We start from the raw sequence: 17,093 nt of genomic DNA, 5'->3' as shown, positions 1-17,093 counted from the left end.
GGTCGCCCCCATCTCACCAGCAACTTCCCGATGATCAGTCGGGGATCATAGCACCCGGAGGAGAATGATCGAGATATAAGGGTCGCCATTTATGGCGACCGCATCACATAGGGCGTTATAATAGCCCCCTGATTCACGACGTGAAACCGGCATGAAACTGACCCTCGATAACGATCTCACCGTGCGCAAGCTGCTGATTTTTAGCTGCTACATGGAAAGTGAAAACCTCGCCAGAGCCGCAGAAACCCTTGGGCTGAGCACGGTCAGCGTGCACCGCGCGTTGCATACGCTGGAAGAGAGTCTGCGTTGCCCGCTGTTTGAACACAAAGGCCGTCACTTAGTGGCACTGCCCGCCGCGTGGACGCTGCTTGAATACAGCCGTGAGGCGCTGGCGACACTTAGCCAGGGCATTGATGAGACGCAACGTACCGCGGGAATGGGGCTGGGTAATCTACGCGTGGGAACGCTTTACTCGCTGTCGCTGGAAACCGTGCCGCGCCTGATCATGAAAATGAAACTGCGCCGCCCGGAACTTGAGCTTAATCTCACCATGGGTTCCAACGAGTTGCTGCTGCGCGCACTGAAGGCCAATCAACTGGATGCCATCATCATTTCAGTCAGTGAAGCGGAGATTGATGACAAGGTCTTTGAACAGGTCGCGCTGTTTCAGGATGATATTTTTCTCGCCGTCCCGCCGAACGATGACAGCGAAAACAGCGATGACATTGATCTGCGAGTCTACAGCGACAAGCCATTTGTCTCTCTGGCCGAAGGATTCGCCACCTTTACCGGTTTTCAGGAAGCCTGTCATGTCGCCGGTTTTGAACCCAACATCATCACGCGCGTTAACGATATTTTCTCGATGCTGAGTCTGGTGCAGGCCGGCATGGGTTACTCATTGGTACCGGGCAGAATGCGCAAACAGTATGAGAACGATCTGCGCTTTTTGCGCCTGGCAGAGCCGTATCAGATGCGCCAACACATCGCCATTGTGTTTCCCCGCAACCGCGAACACGATCCTAACCTGCTGGCGTTAGTTGCTGAGGGACGCATGTTCGCGTTGAGCTTGCAGGAAAAAACTCAGCGCGTCCCGGCCAGCCGCTGAAACAAGCGCAGCGCCAACTCCTCACCGCTGCGCTCCAGGGCGAGACACTCGCCCTGACACTGCACACTTCGGGTTAAACCCGTCAGCACTTCGCCGGGTGGCATCTCAATCACCAATCTGACGTCCCGTTCTCTGGCTGCCACCATCGCTTCATGCCAGCGAACGCTGTGCGCCATGTTCATCGCCAGATCCTCAGCGATCCGCTCTGGCTGCCACAACACGCGCGCACTGCTGCCGCTTAAATACGCCAGATGTGGACGTTGCACGTTGATGCTGTCCATTGCCGCTTTCAATTGCTGTGCCGGTTGCGTAAGCAAAGCGCAATGCGATGGCACGCTGATCGCCAGTCGGTGCGCGCGCTGTGCGCCCTGCGCCAGAGCCTGCTGTGCCACGGCGGCCATTGCGGCATCGCTGCCGGCAATCACAATCTGAGTTTCCGCATTGATGTTGGCAATAAAGCTCTGGCGGTTATCCACCAGCGCTTCAACCTGCCCCAGAGTCATACCGCTGATGGCGGTTAAACCATAGCCTTGCGGATAGGCTTGCTCCATCAGTTCACCACGCAGCGCCACCAGCTTCAGGGCATCAGCAAACTGCAACGCCCCGGCGATGACGGCCGCAGGATAAGCGCCGATAGACAAGCCGCACACCATGTCCGGCTTTACGCCTCTGGCGATCAGCTGTCTCGCGGCTGACACCGCCTTGATCAACAGCGCCAATTGCACCGCACGTGTATGGCGTAACGCGTCGGCGGAATCCAGTTGCCGGAGTTCATCACCCAGCACCGCATGAGCGGTGTGCCAGGTTTCATCCCTTGGCAAGGCATGCAACATGCCAGCACGCTGGGTACCTTGCCCGGGAAAGGTGAAGAGCGTTTTCATGGGTTTTCCTCCGTCCAGGGAAGATCGGTCAGACGCGGGCCTTGCGCGGTTTTCAATAACACGCGCCCGGTGCGCAGCCATTCGTTAAGGGCAAAAGCCCCGACCGGCGTCTCAACCTGGGTGTCCACGCGACAGGGCAAACGCGCAAGTTGCCGCTGCCACTCCGCCAGTTCGTCTGGGTCAAGCGGCTGCGGCGCGCGGATCAGCAGATCAAGGTCACTGTCCGCGTGCAGAACGGGCAGTGACGTTGCCAGGGCAAAACCGGTGCTGCCGGTCACGCCCCAACACCAGGTCCAACGTTGCTGTTGCAGTTGTATCAGTGCCTGCACCGTGGGTAAGGCACGAAACACATGCGATGCAGCGCGATCGACCAGCGTTTCAGGCGCGTCAACACGCACCACATCTCGCGCCTGCACCCATCCTGCCGCGCGCTGATGGCGTGCTGCGCCACGCACGCCAATCGGGATATTGCCCTGCTGCATCCGATCACGCCGCACCACCACCGGCTGCTGTTCGCTCCACTGCTGCGCCACCCACGGCTCTTGAATATCGAGCAAGTTGGCATCAGCCTGTAGCCAGAGCAGATCGTGTGGGCGGACGTTCATGATTAAATTCCTGCAGTTAAACTAATAAACAGCGGCAGTGACAAAATCGACAGCAGCGAACTGAGCAGCAGTACCGCTTCTGCATCAGGTGACTGCACACCAAAGCGATTGCCAAACACCACACCAAAGAAGCCAGCCGACAGCGCAATCATCAGAATCGCAGTGATGGCTACGGTACCGTGCAGACCAAACAGCAGCACAATCCCCCACGCTATCGCTGGTTGAATCAGCAGTTTGGTTACAGTCGAGCTGATCACCATACTGTTGATTTTCAACTGTCGCGCCGAGAGGATCACCCCAGTGAGGAACAGGGCCGCAGCAGTTGCCGCCAGACCCAAAGGTTTAATCGCCGTCAGCACCAGGTCAGGCATCTTAATGCCGATAGCTGACAACACCACGCCGAGCAGCGATCCCCAGACAATCGGTTTTTTCACCGAACGCCACATCAACACGGGTAACATCGCCAGCGTCGAGCGCTGTGTTTCCCCGGCAAGACGCGCTTTTTCACGCTCCAGAATCAGCAGGCAGAACGGCGTCATTAACACTGAACCGCAGGCAATCGAGACCGCCACAGAGAGCGATGTCGCTGAACCTTCTCCCACCACGCTGCCAAGAATGGGTAAGCCGAGTGCGGCATAGTTTGGCAACGCCACGGTTAACGTCAGCACCGCGGCGTCCTGAGGCGATTTTCTGAAGATTTTGGTGGCGACAAAATAGAGCACCGCATAGGCGATCCACATCGCTAATGTCAGCACCACAATCAATGGCGTCTGCGCCACAATACCACTCCACGGCGTCTGCACCGTGGCACTAAACAGTGCTGCCGGTAAGGCAAAATCCATCACAAAGATATTGAGTAATGAGACGTTTTTGTTATCAACCATTTTGGCTTTGCCGGCCCAAAACCCCAACAGCATGATGATGAAGATCGGGGCGAGCGCATGCAGAATCACGTAAGTCATAAATCACCTGTTTGTTATTAAAAGAGTGAGTACTGACGCGATGGTGTTGAATTTATCAGTTGCCGCAGAGGCCGGACGCCGCGTGCGTCCGGCATACTGACAGCCGGCAGGTTGATTTAAAGATTTTTATTATTGGGTACTACCAACTGGCACGCAGACGTTCGCGGACCCGTGCCGAACTTTGGCGATTGGGTGCAGCAAGGCGTGATCCTCTGCCCGGCATGCGGCGCGTATCGTCAATCGCTTGTGCCAGGGTGGTTTTGACACGCGCCACATCATCTGCAGCTGGCGCATCAGGATTCGCGATGTCCAACAGCGACGACAGCAAGCCCAGGGTCGCGTAATTACCGATGTCATAGGCCATTGGCGGCACGCTGGCGGCCAGTTTTTCAAGCGCTTCCACGGTGCGTAACGTGATACGCGCCGCCGAGGCTTTGCCCATCGCATGCACCTGCACCGCCGGATCGTTAAAGGCAATCAACCGGTTGGCCTGATAGCCATGCGCCAAAAACGCACCGGACATCGCTTTACCCACGATCAGCCCAATCACCGGATGCCCGGCGAGCCGCGCTTGCGCATAGGCACCCGCAGCCCCCGCCAGTGCCTGGTGAATACCAAAGCCCTCTTCACGACGACCATATGCCTGACTTGGGACATCAATAACCGCAATAATCGGCCGCTTCACCGCATTGTTGGCGTCTTCAGCGATCGTATCCTGAACCACTTTTGCCAGCGTCCAGCCCTCCAGCAGGCCCACTTCACCCTGGGCGGCACGCGGATAGCGGTTGTTGGCATCCGGCACGACGGCAATAAAACGCGCGCTTTCACCGTTGAGTTCGGCGTCTGCCACCTGTACTGACGGGCAGAGTCCGTTGCGGCGTGCGGCATTGTCGGTGAGTTGGCTGAGCCACAGCTCACCACGACTGTTGTGTGCACTCATGATTTCACCTCCGGTGCAAAGACCTGATGAATGGTGGCCGTACTGGCCTGCTGTGCGGTATCGAAACGGCTGAGACGGTCGAGATAAAAGGCATAATTTTCGCTGCGATGCTGAGCGGGCACGCCTTGTGCTAGTGCCTCGTCAACCGCATGTTTAACCGCCTGCACGCCATCGTTGACCAGTGCGTCCACCAGACCACTTTGATAGCGAATCTCGCCGCCGGTCATGCTCCAGATAAATGGACGGTTACGCGAGTCATATTCATCAATTCCCGCCTCCTGTTCGATCACCTGCGGGCCGTTCAGCCCCAGACGTGCCTCTCGCGTCACAATCAAATGGCTGCACAGCGCGGCGGCAATCGACATGCCACCAAAGCAGCCCACGGTACCGGCGATAATGCCGATCACCGGCGTGTATTGACGCAGATCGACGATCGCGGCGTGGATATCCGCAATAGCGGCCAGACCGAGATTGGCTTCCTGCAAACGCACGCCACCGGTTTCCAGGCAGAGGATGGCTTGTGTTGGCACCCCGTTACGGTTGTCTTCCGCCGCCAGCTCCAACGCACCGGCCATTTTCGCACCGGAGACTTCGCCCATGCTGCCGCCCTGGAAAGTGCCTTCAATGGCAATCACCACGGTGGACTGGCCGTTCAACGTGCCTTTCATCACTACCATGCCGTCATCGGCCTGCGGCACAATGCCCTGTTTCTCCAGCCACGGCGACATCACGCCTTCAAAGGGATCGAGCAGTTCGCGTGCGCTGCCGCTGTCCAGCAATGCCAACGCACGCTGACGGGCACGCAGTTCGATAAAGCTGCTGTCATCACGCATGATTCACCTCCTCAAAGACCTGCTCGATGCGAATACGGGCAACGCCCGGCGTGGCACCAAAGTCATGGATCACCAATTGCCCTGCAGGCAGCTCGGTTAACTCCGCCAGGCGGCTAAACAGCGCATCCCAGCGCGCCTTGCTGTTGTCCACTGAAGTGGTGATGGTGATATTGAGTGATGCACTGCTGTCTGCGCGATACAGCACTTCCATATCTCCCGAGCCCACCACGCCCGCCAGCGCTTGTCCGCTGAGCATGCGACGTGCCGGGTAAGCTAACGTTATCTTTTCCATAGCAACCTCTTAATCATTGAGTGGCGATGCAGACAAACGGTCGATAAACAGCGTGGCGGCGAGTAAATCAGCCGCGCCGCCTGGCGACGCATTCAGCGCCAGCATCGCGCTATCCAGTTGTTCTAATGCTGCGCGGCCTGCTGAGGTGGCATACCCACCGGCTTGCAGCACCGCATGGGCACCACGCTGCATGGTTTGCATTCCTTCCAGACCGGCGCGGTTGAGGACGCAGGTGTCGCTGAGCGACGTCATGATGGCCATCAGCGCATCCAGGCGGGCGGCATTTTCCGCTGCACCTGCACGGCGGCTGCGCCACAGCTGCGGCAACGCCAATTGCCTGATGTGGGGAAAGCCCTGCTGTGCCTCTTCACGTGCGCCCGGAACCTGAAAACGATGTACGGCACGCAGCCCCTTGCTGAAGGTTTTGGGTGCCGCGCGGTCCGGCAACTGCGCCAGCTCTGCGGCGGTCGCGCACAGCACTTTGCTGCTGGCATAACCACCCTGCATTGCCGCCGCACTAACCAGCAGGCCCAACGCCCAGATCGCACCGCGATGAGTATTCACCCCGGCGGTGGCAACCATCATCTGGCGTTCACCTTCACGACCCAGACGGCCAATGGTTTCACGCAGCGCCACATCCGCCGGGCGCAGCCAGCTCTGCTGCGCCAGTGCCATAAACGTCGGTGTCAGGCTGTGCGCCGATCGCTCCATCAGTGCCAGCGTCAGATCCTGATGCGCACCGCTCCCGCGACGGTCCACCAGCCCCGGTTTCGGCGTCAGATTCACCTCTTCAATCAGGCAATCAGTGGCGTGCTGCGCCAGTTGGTGCAGACGGCTTTCAACCGATTGCGGCGCGAGTCGTTTCATTACCAGCTCCGGAATTTTGCCGGTGGGTTGTAGAGCCCGTCAGACCATTCAACGAGGTCAGCTACGCTGCCGGCTGCCAGCAACGAACGAGTGGCATCGGCACGGCGAATACCGAGATCTTCCGGGAACACCACCTTGCCGCTACGGCGCAGTTCAGCCACGCGTTTAGCATCAACGCCCAGTCCGATATCGGTAATCCCCGCCACCGCCGCCACCATCGCGCGGCGCTCTTCGAGATCCTGTGCGCGATAGAGATAAGCAATGCCCTCTTCGGTTAGCACATGGGTGACGTCATCGCCGTAAATCATCACTGGTGCCAACGGCATACTGGCATTTTTCGCCACCTCGATGGCGTCGAGTTTTTCCACGAAGGTGGGTTTTACCCCCGCCTGGAAGGTTTCGACCATCTGTACCACCAGCTTGCGGCCACGCTCCATGGCATCTTCGCCATTTTTCATCGCCAGCCAGGCGGCGGTGGCATGGCGGCGTCCGTGCGGATCGTGCCCCATATTCGGTGCGCCACCGAATCCCGACAGGCGTCCACGGGTCACGGTGGAGGAGTTAGCCAGGCCATCAATTTGCAGCGTCGAGCCGATAAACATATCCACGGCGTACTGCCCCGCCAGCTGACACATGGCGCGGTTAGAGCGCATTGAGCCGTCAGCACCGGTAAAGAAAATGTCCGGACGGGCGCGGATATACTCTTCCATACCCAACTCCCCACCGAAGCAGTGCACGCTCTCCACCCAGCCGCTCTCAATCGCAGGTATCAGCGTTGGATGCGGGTTCAGCGTCCAGTGCTTACAGATTTTGCCTTTGAGACCGAGCTGTTCGCCGTAGGTCGGCAGCAGCAGTTCGATGGCGGCCGTATTGAAACCAATACCGTGATTGAGCGATTGCACCTGATGCTCGGCGTAGATGCCTTTGATCGCCATCATCGCCATCAAGATGTGTTCTTGCTTAATCAGACGCGGATCGCGGGTAAACAGCGGTTCGATAAAGAAGGGTTTGTCGGCGACCACCACGTAATCAATCCATGAACCTGGGATATCGACGCGCGGCAAATCACACTCGTCATCCACCAGTTCGTTCACTTGGGCAATCACGATGCCGTCGTGGAAAGCGGCCGCTTCGACCAGTGCGGGCGTGTCTTCGGTACTCGCACCCGTGTAGAGATTACCCTTGCGGTCGGCTTTAAACCCGGCAATCAGCGCAACATTAGGTGCGAGATCAACATATAAACGGGAGTAGAGTTCGATGTAGGTGTGAATAGCACCGATTTCCAGCTGATCATCTTCCAGCAACTGCGAAATGCGCAGGCTTTGCGTGCCGGAGAAAGAGAAATCAAGTTTGCGGGCAATGCCCTTCTCGAAGATATCGAGGTGTTCACTGCGCCCGACGCTGGGCATGATCATGTGCAGGTTATGCACTTTTTGCGGGTTGACCTCAGCCAGCATGCGGGAGAGGAAATCGGCCTGTTTCTGGTTGTTCCCTTCCAGCACCACCCGGTCGCCTGGCGAAATCAGCTTTTCCAGCATCTCAACCATTTGGTCGGTGGGTAACACTTTGCCCTGCACCGGCAAGGACGCCTGCCGCCGCTGTTTTTCCATGCGGCGCGTGTTCCATACCCGCGCCCCTTGTTGTCCTGATGACATGACTAACCTCCTGAATGAGCGAATCTCATGATTACGTCAACTCAGCAAAGTGTGGTCTTCAACGGCACAGGCATCAATCAACCTGATGGGTTGATCGTTAGCCTGAGAGTAATGATTGGAGGTGTGGAAGTTTGCGGTTGATCAACGATTTTTACATATGTTTGTGAGCCGTGTTTGATATCTACGACTCAACTTAGATTTGCATAACCAGTTGATCTTCTTTGTATTGTTGCAAGGTTTTCTGAGGATTATACTTTTATCTTCCCTGTCACCACTCTTGAGCGATCTAATGAGCCGATACCATGTTTCCAGTAGTGAGGGGAAGTTTGAGAAGGGTTCTGGCGAGCAGGTTTTGTCAAACAGGTTAGGCATTACCGATGTGGAAGAAATAGACGGCGCCGAGTTAGTGCTGCTTGAGCAACTCTATCGCAATATTTTTGAAGAACAATTTCCATTAGGGCCAATATCCGTTGAGATGATTAAAAGATGGCATCATCGCTGGTTGGGCAACATATACGAATGGGCCGGACAGGAGAGGACGGTCAATATCAGTAAAGGCGGCTTTATGTTTGCTCCTTCAGCACAAGTTCCTAAACTGCTGAATGATTTCGACGCCAAATACCTCGCTCTTCTCACACCCTGTTCGAAGATGAAAAAAGAACAGCTGATCGAAGCCATCGCCATCACCCATGTAGAACTGATACTCATCCATCCCTTTAGAGAAGGTAACGGGCGATTATCAAGATTATTGGCCGACGTCATGTCGGTTCAGTGTGGATACAAACCGCTGGATTATCAGAGTTGGGAGCAGAATAAATCTCAATACATCACAGCTATTCATGCTGGTATATCAATGAACTACGAGCCCATGAAATATTGGGTGCATGAAGCACTCAGAAAGGGTTAAGCAAGGCGAAGGTGTGCAAATTTTTTACGAACAGCCTCTAAAGAAGCTTCAATCTTGGCAGAGGGCTGTCCCGTTTCAACAGCCGTTGAGGTTGCGACAGAACGCGCGATATCGCTGCGGGAAGGTTTGGCGTAAGTGACCGATTCTTTGGTGCTTTTGCTCATTACGTCCTCTCAACAGGTATTTACGGTAGAGTAATGCGTGCGGAACTAAGTATATCAAGCTTCCCAATCAACATCACATATTTCCATTAAACCAAAGGGGCTAAGCCCCTCTATATGATTCTCACTCATACGAAGGTCAGTTTTGAGCACGCGCCAAGACCCCGGCGCGTGCATTAATGCTACAACGGTTTATGTGCCGTCTCTTTCGCTTTCCACAACGCAAACAGCGTAATCAGCAGCGCAAGGCTGACATACAGCGATACCCACACGGTGCTGCCCATCTCTTTAAACAGCGAGGTGATGATCAGCGGCGCAAAACCGCCGCCCACAATACCAGCCAGCGTGTAAGCCAGTGACGATCCGGCATAGCGCACATGGCTCGGGAACTGCTCGGTGACAAATGCCGCCTGTGGGCCATACATCATGGCGTGGATCAACAAGCCGCCGATCACTGCCAACACAATCAGCACCGGTTGTGTGCTGTCGAGCAATACGAAGAACACAAATGACCAGACGATAGCCAGCAGCGCTCCGATGATATACACCGGACGGCGGCCCCACTTATCCGACAACGCACCAAACATCGGTACGGTGATGGCATTGCCTATCGCGCCTAACATGGTGGCCATCAGCGCCAGCGGACGCGGCAGTTGCAGCACCGTGGTGACATAAGTCAGGGTAAACACCACCACCAGCGCGTAGAGCACATCAGAACCGATGCGCGAACCACCCGCAATCAGCAGCTGTTTCGGGTACTTCATGAACACTTCTTTCAAAGGCGTATGCGTGGTTTTCTCCGCCGCTTGCATCGCGACAAAGGTTGGCGTCTCTTCGACACCGCGACGTAACCACAGACCAAACATCACTAACAGCAAGCTCAGCAGGAACGGAATGCGCCAGCCCCACGCCTGGAACTGCTCGGCACTCATCAGCACCGTGACTAACGTAATAAAGCCGGTGCCAATCAGGGTTCCGCAGGAAGGCCCAACCTGGGCAAAAGAGGCGTTACGGCCACGCTTATCGGCATCACCGTGTTCCATCGAGAGTAAAACCGCCCCCGCCCACTCACCACCCAGCGCAATCCCCTGCACAAAACGCAGTGCCACCAGCAAGATGGGACTCCACACGCCCCACACCGCGTAGCCGGGCAGTAAGCCCATTAACGCGGTGGTCACGCCCATGATCACCAGCGTGATGATCAACACCGCTTTACGGCCCGCCACATCCCCTAAGTGGCCGAAGACAAAGCCACCCAGCGGTCGGGAAATATAGCCGACTGCGTAGGTTGAGAAGGCCAGAATGGTGCCGACCAAAGGATCGAAGCTCGGGAAGAACACATGGTTAAACACCAGCGCCGCCATGATGTTGTAAACGGTAAAGTCATACCATTCCAGCGCGGTACCGATAGAACTGGCTGCGGCAAGGCGACCGGTTTTCGAGGTGCTGCGCTTATCGCGCACCGTTTGCTGCAACGAAGAATCTGTATTAGCCATGTGCCAACTCCTGTTTGGTTAACTGCCAGCCAAGGGCATAACGTTGAACATCACCCGCCAGTGCGGCGGCAGCGGTTGCCGCCAGTTGGTCACAACTTTGTGCATCACGGCAGTGAATCAGCAGCATTGGCAACATCGAGCGTGCTTCTTTCGGCTCCATCGGCAATGGCGAACTCAGTTCAGTATCCGGAGTGAGCAAACTGGAGGAGATATAGCCCGGCGTTTGGTTGATCTGCTGCTGCCATGCCGTTAACGCTGCGCTATCGAAACCCTTTAGCGTCACAACTGCCAGGTTGTTGCCCGTGCCTTTGCCGTGACAGTGCGTGACGGCACTGACCCGGCGCATAGGATTAATCATCTTTTGCAGATTTTTCACCGACCACGTGGTTTGGCGTGTGAATGCCGCGTGGTAATCCGCACTGGTGAAGGCCTCCAGCGATTCGGTCTCGTACAAACCTAAATACTTACGTTCGGCGTTGATCGCCTGGTAACGTGTGCCGCTCAGGAAGCCGCTGATCGCCACGCGCTCCTCTACGTGTTCAACGTCATACCACTGGTTAAAGTCCGCTTCATCTTCCGCGCCGATGTTGGTGGCGACAAACAGCATGCCGTGGGGTTGAGTCATTATCAGGATCTCCAGTTAAGGGCAGTTTCCACAGCAAGTGACCAGCTGATTAAGCGGGCATCATCACCATGAACAGAAGCAAGGCTTAGGCCAACCGGCGCACGACCGGTTTGATGGCAAGGTAGGGAGACGGCACAGCCGTCCAACATATTGATCACGCTGGTGTTGCGTAACATCAGCGCGTTGACCTCCATGTACTGTTGCGCGTCATCGAGGGATGCGATGGTGGGCGCAATGCAGGGTACGGTCGGCATCAGTACGGCATCAAATCCTGCCAATGCGGCGTTGATACGCTGCTGCCAGTCTGCACGTTGCTGATAGAGTTCTGCGGCATCCTGTTCCGTCAGGTGGCTGCCGCGCTGCACGCGGACCAGCACTTGCGGGTCATAAGCGTCTGTCTGCGCCTGCGCCGTTGGTTGATGCCACTGCCACGCCTCATATGCTGTAATACCGCCACGGGCGTTCATGGTGTTCAGCTCATTCAGTTCAAGCAGCGGGATGTCCACCAGCGTGGCACCGGCTTGCCTGAGAGCATGGATTGCCCTTTCCCAGGCTTGCGCCACTTCGCTGTCCAACCCATCCAGCACGCGAGTTTGCGGTATCGCAAAGCGCGCATTACGCAGATTCACCTGCTGTAACGCCAGCGGCTCATCAGCAATCACACCGTCGAGCAGCCAGCAGCTGCGAACGTCATGCGCGATCACCCCAATGCTGTCGAGAGAGGCAGAAAGCGGTAATGTGCCCGCCTGATTGATGCGGTTTGCCGTGGGTTTGAAACCGGTAAGACCACAAAGCGCGGCAGGGATACGCACCGAACCGCCGGTATCCGTTCCAATTGCGCCCAGGCACATACCATCAACCACCGCGACCGCTGCACCGGATGACGAACCGCCGGGGATACGCTGTTCCGCTCGCTGCCACGGGTTAGCTGGCGTGTGGTAATGCGGGTTGATGCCCAGCCCCGAGAAAGCAAATTCGGTCATATTGGTTTTGCCGACAATCGCGGCACCAGCCCTGTGTAGACGTTCAACCACGCTCGCGTTCGCTGCCGCTGGGGGGGCGTCCTGCAACAGACGTGAACCCGCCGTGGTGGCCTCGCCCTGTACATCGAACAGATCTTTGATGCTGATGGGCAATCCATCAATGGCGCTGCGTGCCTGCTGTGCTTGCCAGCGTTGGCCTGCTGCTGAAGCTTGCTGTGCCGCTTGTTCTGCATAGCGTCGGGTGAAAACACGCGCACCCTCTTTTTCAGGATGTTGTGCCGCCAGTAACGCCGATGCAGTGAAGGTTTCTGGGCTCGTATCACCCACCAGCAGTTGCTGGCTGGCCTGCCATAGTGTGGTCATCTGCGAACTCCTTATGCCACCACCGGCAGTGCGCCGGTGCAGTAAGCGTGTTCCAGCGTGCGGTTCAGCACCGGATCGTGCAGCGCCATACGGAATTCACTGGCTGGGCGAATCCCCCCAATAGCGCCCAGGGTGCCACAAGACATCGCCACGCCCTCTTGCGCCTCTTCACCCTCCAGATATCGTGTCATCAGATCTTGCGGCGTGAGCAGTGAAGCCAGCGAACCTTGCTGATAAACCACCCATTCGCCCTGTTCCTGAATCCATGAGGTCAATTCCAGCGAGTCCCAGTGTTCAGCAACCTCGCTCATGCGCCACGCATGTCGGGCAACCGGTTTAATACACGCCTGTTTGGAGAGCGCCACGCTGAAGGTTTCCAGATAGCGGTCGGTATGATCGGAGGTTAACGAAACCCACCATTCGCCCTGATGGAAGAACACGAAAGGCTCGGCCTCACCGGAGGTTTCATTGCCTACCACTTCCAGCGATGATTGCTGGCTGAGTTGGTTAGTGGCTACGCGATAGAACAGCGGCACTGCACCAGGAGCGGGCACGCCAAGCGCCTCAAGCTCCCTGATATGGTGCATGACGGCATCCATGTCGCGCCCTGCCCAGCCCGCGACTATGAAACGATTGACCTCAACATCTAGCGTGGTAGCGGCGTTATCGCCTGATGTGAACTGCAGGTGCATGAGAAGATCTCCATTTGAAAAATTACTGTGAAATTTCACTGTGATTTCAAACTAGCGATTTTCATGCCACTTTTTTGTGTAATATGTCTCAAAGGTAAAAAAAGGAACGTAGTGATGAGTGAGTCAGTGACCGAAAATGTGAACCCAGCCAGTCCGGAGAAGAGCCTTTCGTTAAATGAACAGGCCTATCTGGCGTTCAGACACAAGCTCATCACGCTACGCTACAAACCCGGTGAATATTTAAATACGGCTCAGGTCATGGATGATCTGGATATGGGGCGCACGCCCATCAACCAAGCCATTCATCGCCTGGAGACTGAAGGTTTGTTGCAGATCATTCCCCGCAAAGGCGTAATGGTCGCCCCACTGTCGATTGATGACGCACTGGAGTTGATTGAGGTGCGATTGGTCAACGAAACGCTGTGCGTTGAACTCGCCAGCCAAAAGGCGCTGGCGTCGCAAATTGATCAGTTGCGTGACCTGAATCAGCAAATTGCCCGGGCGAGCGAATCCCGTAGTAAAGAGAAGATGATGTTGCTGGACCGTGAGTTTCATCAGGTGCTGGCGGATATCGCCGGAAACAGCCGACTTGCCGACATTCTCAGTGTGATCCATGCGCAGGCACAGCGATTCTGGGCAACAACGTTATCGAATGTTGTGCATATGGATGAGGTGATCGCGGAACATAACGAGATTATTGATGCGCTGGCATCCGGTGATACGCAACGTGCTGCCGACGCGGCACGTGCGCATATTTTTTCGTTTAAGCGCGCCCTGTTGACGACCTGATTAGCAGCGTATCAAAGGAGGCGCTCTGGCTGAACGCTCTCCTTATCGCCAAATTTCAGGCGCGCGTTTCATGTCAAGATTAACGCGCGCTTCCCACTTTCCTGCGGTTGTGAAAGCGCTTTTTCTTTTTGCTGTGGACCATTGCGTAGACAGAATAAATAATAATCACGCACAAAATTAATACTAAGGATAATGAACTCACGACAGACATACTCAGCCTTATTATTTCGCCACAATACCTTTGGCGATATAGATTAATGCACGTTCAGAGAATGTACTTTTAATGTGCAGCCTTCGCTTGCAGTAGGAAAAGTTATTTTTAATCGTCGATCGACTGCGTTGCATCAACAACGCAATATCTTCAATCGCTAAGCCTAGTGATTTCATATAAATGATCTGCATGCTTTGCAATGAAAGCTTCACAGAACCTTTATCATGCATTATCACTGCGCTCATGATGTAGCACATTAATTCATTAATCGGTGCGTGCATTGAGACGAAATGAATACCTTGATATATCTCGGCGCTGTCTGGATCGCTGGTTAGCACAAAAATATAGGCACTCTTACCGTAGATCTTCCTTAACCTGAACACATCCGATACTTTTGCTTCCAGCGTCGTAGAGCAAGCATTAACGATGATGATGCTGCTGCATTTATGCTGTTGTGGAAACCTGTCCATCATGGTTTCTGACAAGCCAAGCGTCGTAAACCGGCAATCAGAATAGATGATGAGCGAGGTTAATCCGATATGGAAAACCCTGGCGTTTTTGAGTGGCACGTTTATACCTAGACTAAGCTATTTCGCTTAGAAATTATTTTAAATGATTAGCTGCTGTGCACAGTAAAACATACGCTGCAACTCACCCAGGATAAAGGTTATTTCATTATAATTTCGTTGTCTTTGCGAAAAGCTTACGTAACTTTTAATGCAGGCATGTTTAGGAGTGTATTAATTCGCTCATATATCAGTCTTAATGTTTATATAACCTTTCACTTCCAGTCATTTAAAATAAATGCAGTCATTACTTAAAATTCTAAAATTTCAATTATTAATGAGGGGGCGTCATAGCTTAGAGGCGACATTGATATATTAAAGCCGGATGCCCTTTATTCGTGCATCCGGCTGGGGAAAATCACTTAATGTTTCACACTCAGCAATCGCTTACCCATACCCTCCTCACGCGGCGCAGAAGGATTGATATCGCAGTTGCGTGGCAGCAATGCGGTGATAATGCCCGCAACCACCAGCGATCCCGCCAGCCAGCATACGGCCACATTCTGCCCATACAGCATCGTCATGATGCCAACCAAATAGGGTCCGCAGAATCCACCCAGGTTACCCAACCCGTTAATCACCCCACGCGCGCTGCCTGCCACTTCAGGCGCAGCAAGACGGCCAGGAATGGACCAGAATGGACTGGTCGCGGCTTTCAGGAAGAAGCCACATACCACCAGCGCGATGTAGGACGCCACGACATTGCTGTGCAGTACCACAGAGGCCAGCAGCGCGGCAGCAAAACAGAACAGCGAGACCATCACCCATAAGCGGCGTTTGCCGGTACGATCGCTGAGCCAGGAGATGGCATAGATCCCGAGAATCGTCGCCACAAAGGGCACCGCGGCTAACAAGCCCACGCCAGCCATATTGCTGCCGGTCAGGTTTTTCAGGATGCTGGGCAGCCACAATGTGTAGCCGTAATCACCGGTTTGATAGAAGAAGTTCAGGGCGACCAGTTTCATCAGACCTGAATTGCGGAAGACGGCGCTTAGCGGCGCTTTGCTCACCGGTTCAATGCTGCGATGCGCTGCACGCTCGCGGGTTAACTGCTCAAGCAAATAGGCCTTTTCACGGGCAGGTAACCAACGCGCCTCTTCAGGACGGTCAGCAATCACCAGCCACCACACCAATAGCACGACTGCAGACAGCAAGCCTTCAATAATAAACAGCCAGCGCCAGTCGAGGGCATTAATGATGTAACCGGAGATCGGTGCGGTAAACATGCCGCCAAGCGGTGCAAACATCATGACGAAGGCATTGGCGCGCCCCAACTCTTTTTCCGGGAACCAGTTGCTCACCATGGTTAACACCACTGGCAGCATGCCCCCTTCGGAGATGCCGAGCACAAAGCGCAATGCCAGCAGTTGGTAGTGATTGGTGACAAAGCCAGTAGCAATCGATACCACCATCCACGCCACCAGCGACCAGGCGATAAAACGTTTACCGCTGCCATTCACCGCGATACGCCCACCCGGCACCTGTAAAAACAGATAACCAATAAAGAAGATGCCGCTGACCATACCAGCCATCTGGCTGGTGATCGCCAGGTCCTGATCCATGCCGCCCGGCAGCGCGAAACTGATGTTCACGCGATCCATAAACGAGATAATGCAAGTAATCAGAATTGGGGCAATAACGCGATACCAACGTGTTCCGGGGATTTTCTCGTGCATAACGCCCTCTCTCTTAAAGCAACACTACGTAAGAAGCTCAATGGCTTCTTATTAAAGAGAGTTTGGGAATTATTATTGCGATCCTAATCACTCGGATGAATGTTAAGAAACTGTGTTACTTATGGCGTGATCGAGAGTGCACAAATCAATGTGATAATGGTACTTAAGCTCAGCGAGGCCGTTTTAGGGAACTGGACTCATTAATAAAGGTGATAAAAAAGACCCGTTGTAACTTGAAGGCGTAACACGCTTTCATCGAGGTCGCCGTTAATCGCGTAATGCTTCTGACGATAACGCCGTCTGGAGCCGCACCGGGGCTGGCGGTCCTCGCGCCGCTACGCGGTGCCTTCGCTTCATTCGTCTGCCTTACGGACCGGTGCCGATTGTAGTGGTCTAATCATTTCGGACACCGCCAGAGGTTTTTCTGCGTTTGCCTCTCTTTTTCAGCCGGCGACAGTCCGCCGTTGAATTTGTGTGGTCGTAC

General features: G+C 55.0%; 18 protein-coding genes. 3 read left to right on the top strand and 15 right to left on the bottom strand.

All coding sequences use genetic code 11. The annotated features are described in order from the left end of the window. The first annotated feature begins 151 nt into the window (after positions 1-151). Positions 152-1,105, top strand: coding sequence for a LysR family transcriptional regulator (locus tag ACPUC8_RS25620; protein WP_494927726.1), 954 nt, complete (start codon positions 152-154; stop codon positions 1,103-1,105). Here the strand turns inward: ACPUC8_RS25620 and mdcH are convergent. From mdcH to mdcA, 8 genes are all read right to left on the bottom strand, one after another. Then, a complete protein-coding gene (gene mdcH, locus ACPUC8_RS25615; protein WP_494927725.1) occupies positions 1,081-1,986 on the bottom strand; it encodes a malonate decarboxylase subunit epsilon in 906 nt (301 codons plus the stop codon). The genes ACPUC8_RS25620 and mdcH overlap by 25 nt on opposite strands. After that, on the bottom strand, positions 1,983-2,591 hold the full coding sequence (locus ACPUC8_RS25610) for a malonate decarboxylase holo-ACP synthase (protein WP_494927724.1): 609 nt from the start codon (positions 2,589-2,591) through the stop codon (positions 1,983-1,985). The genes mdcH and ACPUC8_RS25610 overlap by 4 nt, the downstream gene beginning before the upstream one ends. A gap of 2 nt (positions 2,592-2,593) precedes the next feature. Beyond that, a complete protein-coding gene (locus ACPUC8_RS25605; protein ID WP_494927723.1) occupies positions 2,594-3,553 on the bottom strand; it encodes an AEC family transporter in 960 nt (319 codons plus the stop codon). Positions 3,554-3,692: 139 nt separating this feature from the next. Further along, a complete protein-coding gene (gene mdcE, locus ACPUC8_RS25600) occupies positions 3,693-4,493 on the bottom strand; it encodes a biotin-independent malonate decarboxylase subunit gamma (protein WP_494927722.1) in 801 nt (266 codons plus the stop codon). Then, positions 4,490-5,326, bottom strand: a complete 837-nt coding sequence (locus ACPUC8_RS25595) for a biotin-independent malonate decarboxylase subunit beta (RefSeq protein WP_494927721.1) — start codon at positions 5,324-5,326, stop codon at positions 4,490-4,492. The genes mdcE and ACPUC8_RS25595 overlap by 4 nt, the downstream gene beginning before the upstream one ends. Beyond that, entirely contained in the window at positions 5,319-5,618 is a 300-nt protein-coding gene (mdcC, locus tag ACPUC8_RS25590; RefSeq protein WP_494927720.1) for a malonate decarboxylase acyl carrier protein, read from the bottom strand. Before mdcC ends, ACPUC8_RS25595 begins: the two co-directional genes overlap by 8 nt. 9 nt (positions 5,619-5,627) lie before the next feature. Continuing rightward, positions 5,628-6,485: a triphosphoribosyl-dephospho-CoA synthase gene (locus tag ACPUC8_RS25585; protein ID WP_494927719.1), complete on the bottom strand. Its 858-nt coding sequence runs from the start codon at positions 6,483-6,485 to the stop codon at positions 5,628-5,630. Next, a complete protein-coding gene (gene mdcA, locus ACPUC8_RS25580; RefSeq protein ID WP_494927718.1) occupies positions 6,485-8,140 on the bottom strand; it encodes a malonate decarboxylase subunit alpha in 1,656 nt (551 codons plus the stop codon). The genes ACPUC8_RS25585 and mdcA overlap by 1 nt, the downstream gene beginning before the upstream one ends. Before the next feature lie 289 nt (positions 8,141-8,429). On the opposite strand from mdcA, the gene ACPUC8_RS25575 reads away from it, so the two are divergent. After that, the gene (locus ACPUC8_RS25575; protein WP_494927717.1) at positions 8,430-9,047 is read left to right on the top strand and encodes a Fic/DOC family protein; all 618 of its coding nucleotides are present in this window, start codon (positions 8,430-8,432) and stop codon (positions 9,045-9,047) included. Here ACPUC8_RS25575 and ACPUC8_RS25570 read toward each other — a convergent pair. The 5 genes from ACPUC8_RS25570 to ACPUC8_RS25550 form a co-directional block, all read right to left on the bottom strand. After that, on the bottom strand, positions 9,044-9,211 hold the full coding sequence (locus ACPUC8_RS25570; RefSeq protein WP_494927716.1) for a hypothetical protein: 168 nt from the start codon (positions 9,209-9,211) through the stop codon (positions 9,044-9,046). The genes ACPUC8_RS25575 and ACPUC8_RS25570 overlap by 4 nt on opposite strands. A gap of 179 nt (positions 9,212-9,390) precedes the next feature. Next, a complete protein-coding gene (locus ACPUC8_RS25565; RefSeq protein ID WP_494927715.1) occupies positions 9,391-10,704 on the bottom strand; it encodes an MFS transporter in 1,314 nt (437 codons plus the stop codon). Further along, positions 10,697-11,329 (bottom strand): hypothetical protein, encoded by a 633-nt coding sequence (locus tag ACPUC8_RS25560; protein ID WP_494927714.1) that lies wholly within the window; start codon positions 11,327-11,329, stop codon positions 10,697-10,699. The genes ACPUC8_RS25565 and ACPUC8_RS25560 overlap by 8 nt, the downstream gene beginning before the upstream one ends. Positions 11,330-11,331: 2 nt before the next feature. Then, positions 11,332-12,675: an amidase gene (locus tag ACPUC8_RS25555; protein ID WP_494927713.1), complete on the bottom strand. Its 1,344-nt coding sequence runs from the start codon at positions 12,673-12,675 to the stop codon at positions 11,332-11,334. 11 nt (positions 12,676-12,686) lie between these two features. Further along, positions 12,687-13,367 carry a DUF2848 domain-containing protein gene (locus ACPUC8_RS25550; RefSeq protein WP_494927712.1) on the bottom strand — a complete coding sequence of 227 codons (681 nt, stop codon included), beginning with the start codon at positions 13,365-13,367 and terminating at the stop codon, positions 12,687-12,689. 114 nt (positions 13,368-13,481) lie between these two features. Here ACPUC8_RS25550 and ACPUC8_RS25545 point away from each other — a divergent pair, with 114 nt between their 5' ends. Continuing rightward, positions 13,482-14,156: a GntR family transcriptional regulator gene (locus ACPUC8_RS25545; protein WP_494927711.1), complete on the top strand. Its 675-nt coding sequence runs from the start codon at positions 13,482-13,484 to the stop codon at positions 14,154-14,156. A gap of 222 nt (positions 14,157-14,378) precedes the next feature. On the opposite strand, the gene ACPUC8_RS25540 is transcribed toward ACPUC8_RS25545, so the two are convergent. Next, on the bottom strand, positions 14,379-14,936 hold the full coding sequence (locus ACPUC8_RS25540) for a hypothetical protein (protein ID WP_494927710.1): 558 nt from the start codon (positions 14,934-14,936) through the stop codon (positions 14,379-14,381). A gap of 359 nt (positions 14,937-15,295) precedes the next feature. Then, positions 15,296-16,609, bottom strand: a complete 1,314-nt coding sequence (locus ACPUC8_RS25535; RefSeq protein ID WP_039332565.1) for an MFS transporter — start codon at positions 16,607-16,609, stop codon at positions 15,296-15,298. Positions 16,610-17,093 lie beyond the last annotated feature (484 nt).

It is taken from the genome of Pantoea sp. CFCC18177 (assembly GCF_059412425.1).
The sequence above is the reverse complement of the archived record's forward strand: the minus strand, read 5'-3'. Positions and strand labels throughout refer to the sequence as shown.

Bases quoted from the DNA above. Each gene is read 5' to 3' on its own strand.
- ACPUC8_RS25620 (WP_494927726.1), top strand. From the start codon at position 152: ATGAAACTGACCCTCGATAACGATCTCACCGTGCGCAAGCTGCTGATT.
- mdcH (WP_494927725.1), bottom strand. From the start codon at position 1,986: ATGAAAACGCTCTTCACCTTTCCCGGGCAAGGTACCCAGCGTGCTGGC.
- ACPUC8_RS25610 (WP_494927724.1), bottom strand. From the start codon at position 2,591: ATGAACGTCCGCCCACACGATCTGCTCTGGCTACAGGCTGATGCCAAC.
- ACPUC8_RS25605 (WP_494927723.1), bottom strand. From the start codon at position 3,553: ATGACTTACGTGATTCTGCATGCGCTCGCCCCGATCTTCATCATCATG.
- mdcE (WP_494927722.1), bottom strand. From the start codon at position 4,493: ATGAGTGCACACAACAGTCGTGGTGAGCTGTGGCTCAGCCAACTCACC.
- ACPUC8_RS25595 (WP_494927721.1), bottom strand. From the start codon at position 5,326: ATGCGTGATGACAGCAGCTTTATCGAACTGCGTGCCCGTCAGCGTGCG.
- mdcC (WP_494927720.1), bottom strand. From the start codon at position 5,618: ATGGAAAAGATAACGTTAGCTTACCCGGCACGTCGCATGCTCAGCGGA.
- ACPUC8_RS25585 (WP_494927719.1), bottom strand. From the start codon at position 6,485: ATGAAACGACTCGCGCCGCAATCGGTTGAAAGCCGTCTGCACCAACTG.
- mdcA (WP_494927718.1), bottom strand. From the start codon at position 8,140: ATGTCATCAGGACAACAAGGGGCGCGGGTATGGAACACGCGCCGCATG.
- ACPUC8_RS25575 (WP_494927717.1), top strand. From the start codon at position 8,430: ATGAGCCGATACCATGTTTCCAGTAGTGAGGGGAAGTTTGAGAAGGGT.
- ACPUC8_RS25570 (WP_494927716.1), bottom strand. From the start codon at position 9,211: ATGAGCAAAAGCACCAAAGAATCGGTCACTTACGCCAAACCTTCCCGC.
- ACPUC8_RS25565 (WP_494927715.1), bottom strand. From the start codon at position 10,704: ATGGCTAATACAGATTCTTCGTTGCAGCAAACGGTGCGCGATAAGCGC.
- ACPUC8_RS25560 (WP_494927714.1), bottom strand. From the start codon at position 11,329: ATGACTCAACCCCACGGCATGCTGTTTGTCGCCACCAACATCGGCGCG.
- ACPUC8_RS25555 (WP_494927713.1), bottom strand. From the start codon at position 12,675: ATGACCACACTATGGCAGGCCAGCCAGCAACTGCTGGTGGGTGATACG.
- ACPUC8_RS25550 (WP_494927712.1), bottom strand. From the start codon at position 13,367: ATGCACCTGCAGTTCACATCAGGCGATAACGCCGCTACCACGCTAGAT.
- ACPUC8_RS25545 (WP_494927711.1), top strand. From the start codon at position 13,482: ATGAGTGAGTCAGTGACCGAAAATGTGAACCCAGCCAGTCCGGAGAAG.
- ACPUC8_RS25535 (WP_039332565.1), bottom strand. From the start codon at position 16,609: ATGCACGAGAAAATCCCCGGAACACGTTGGTATCGCGTTATTGCCCCA.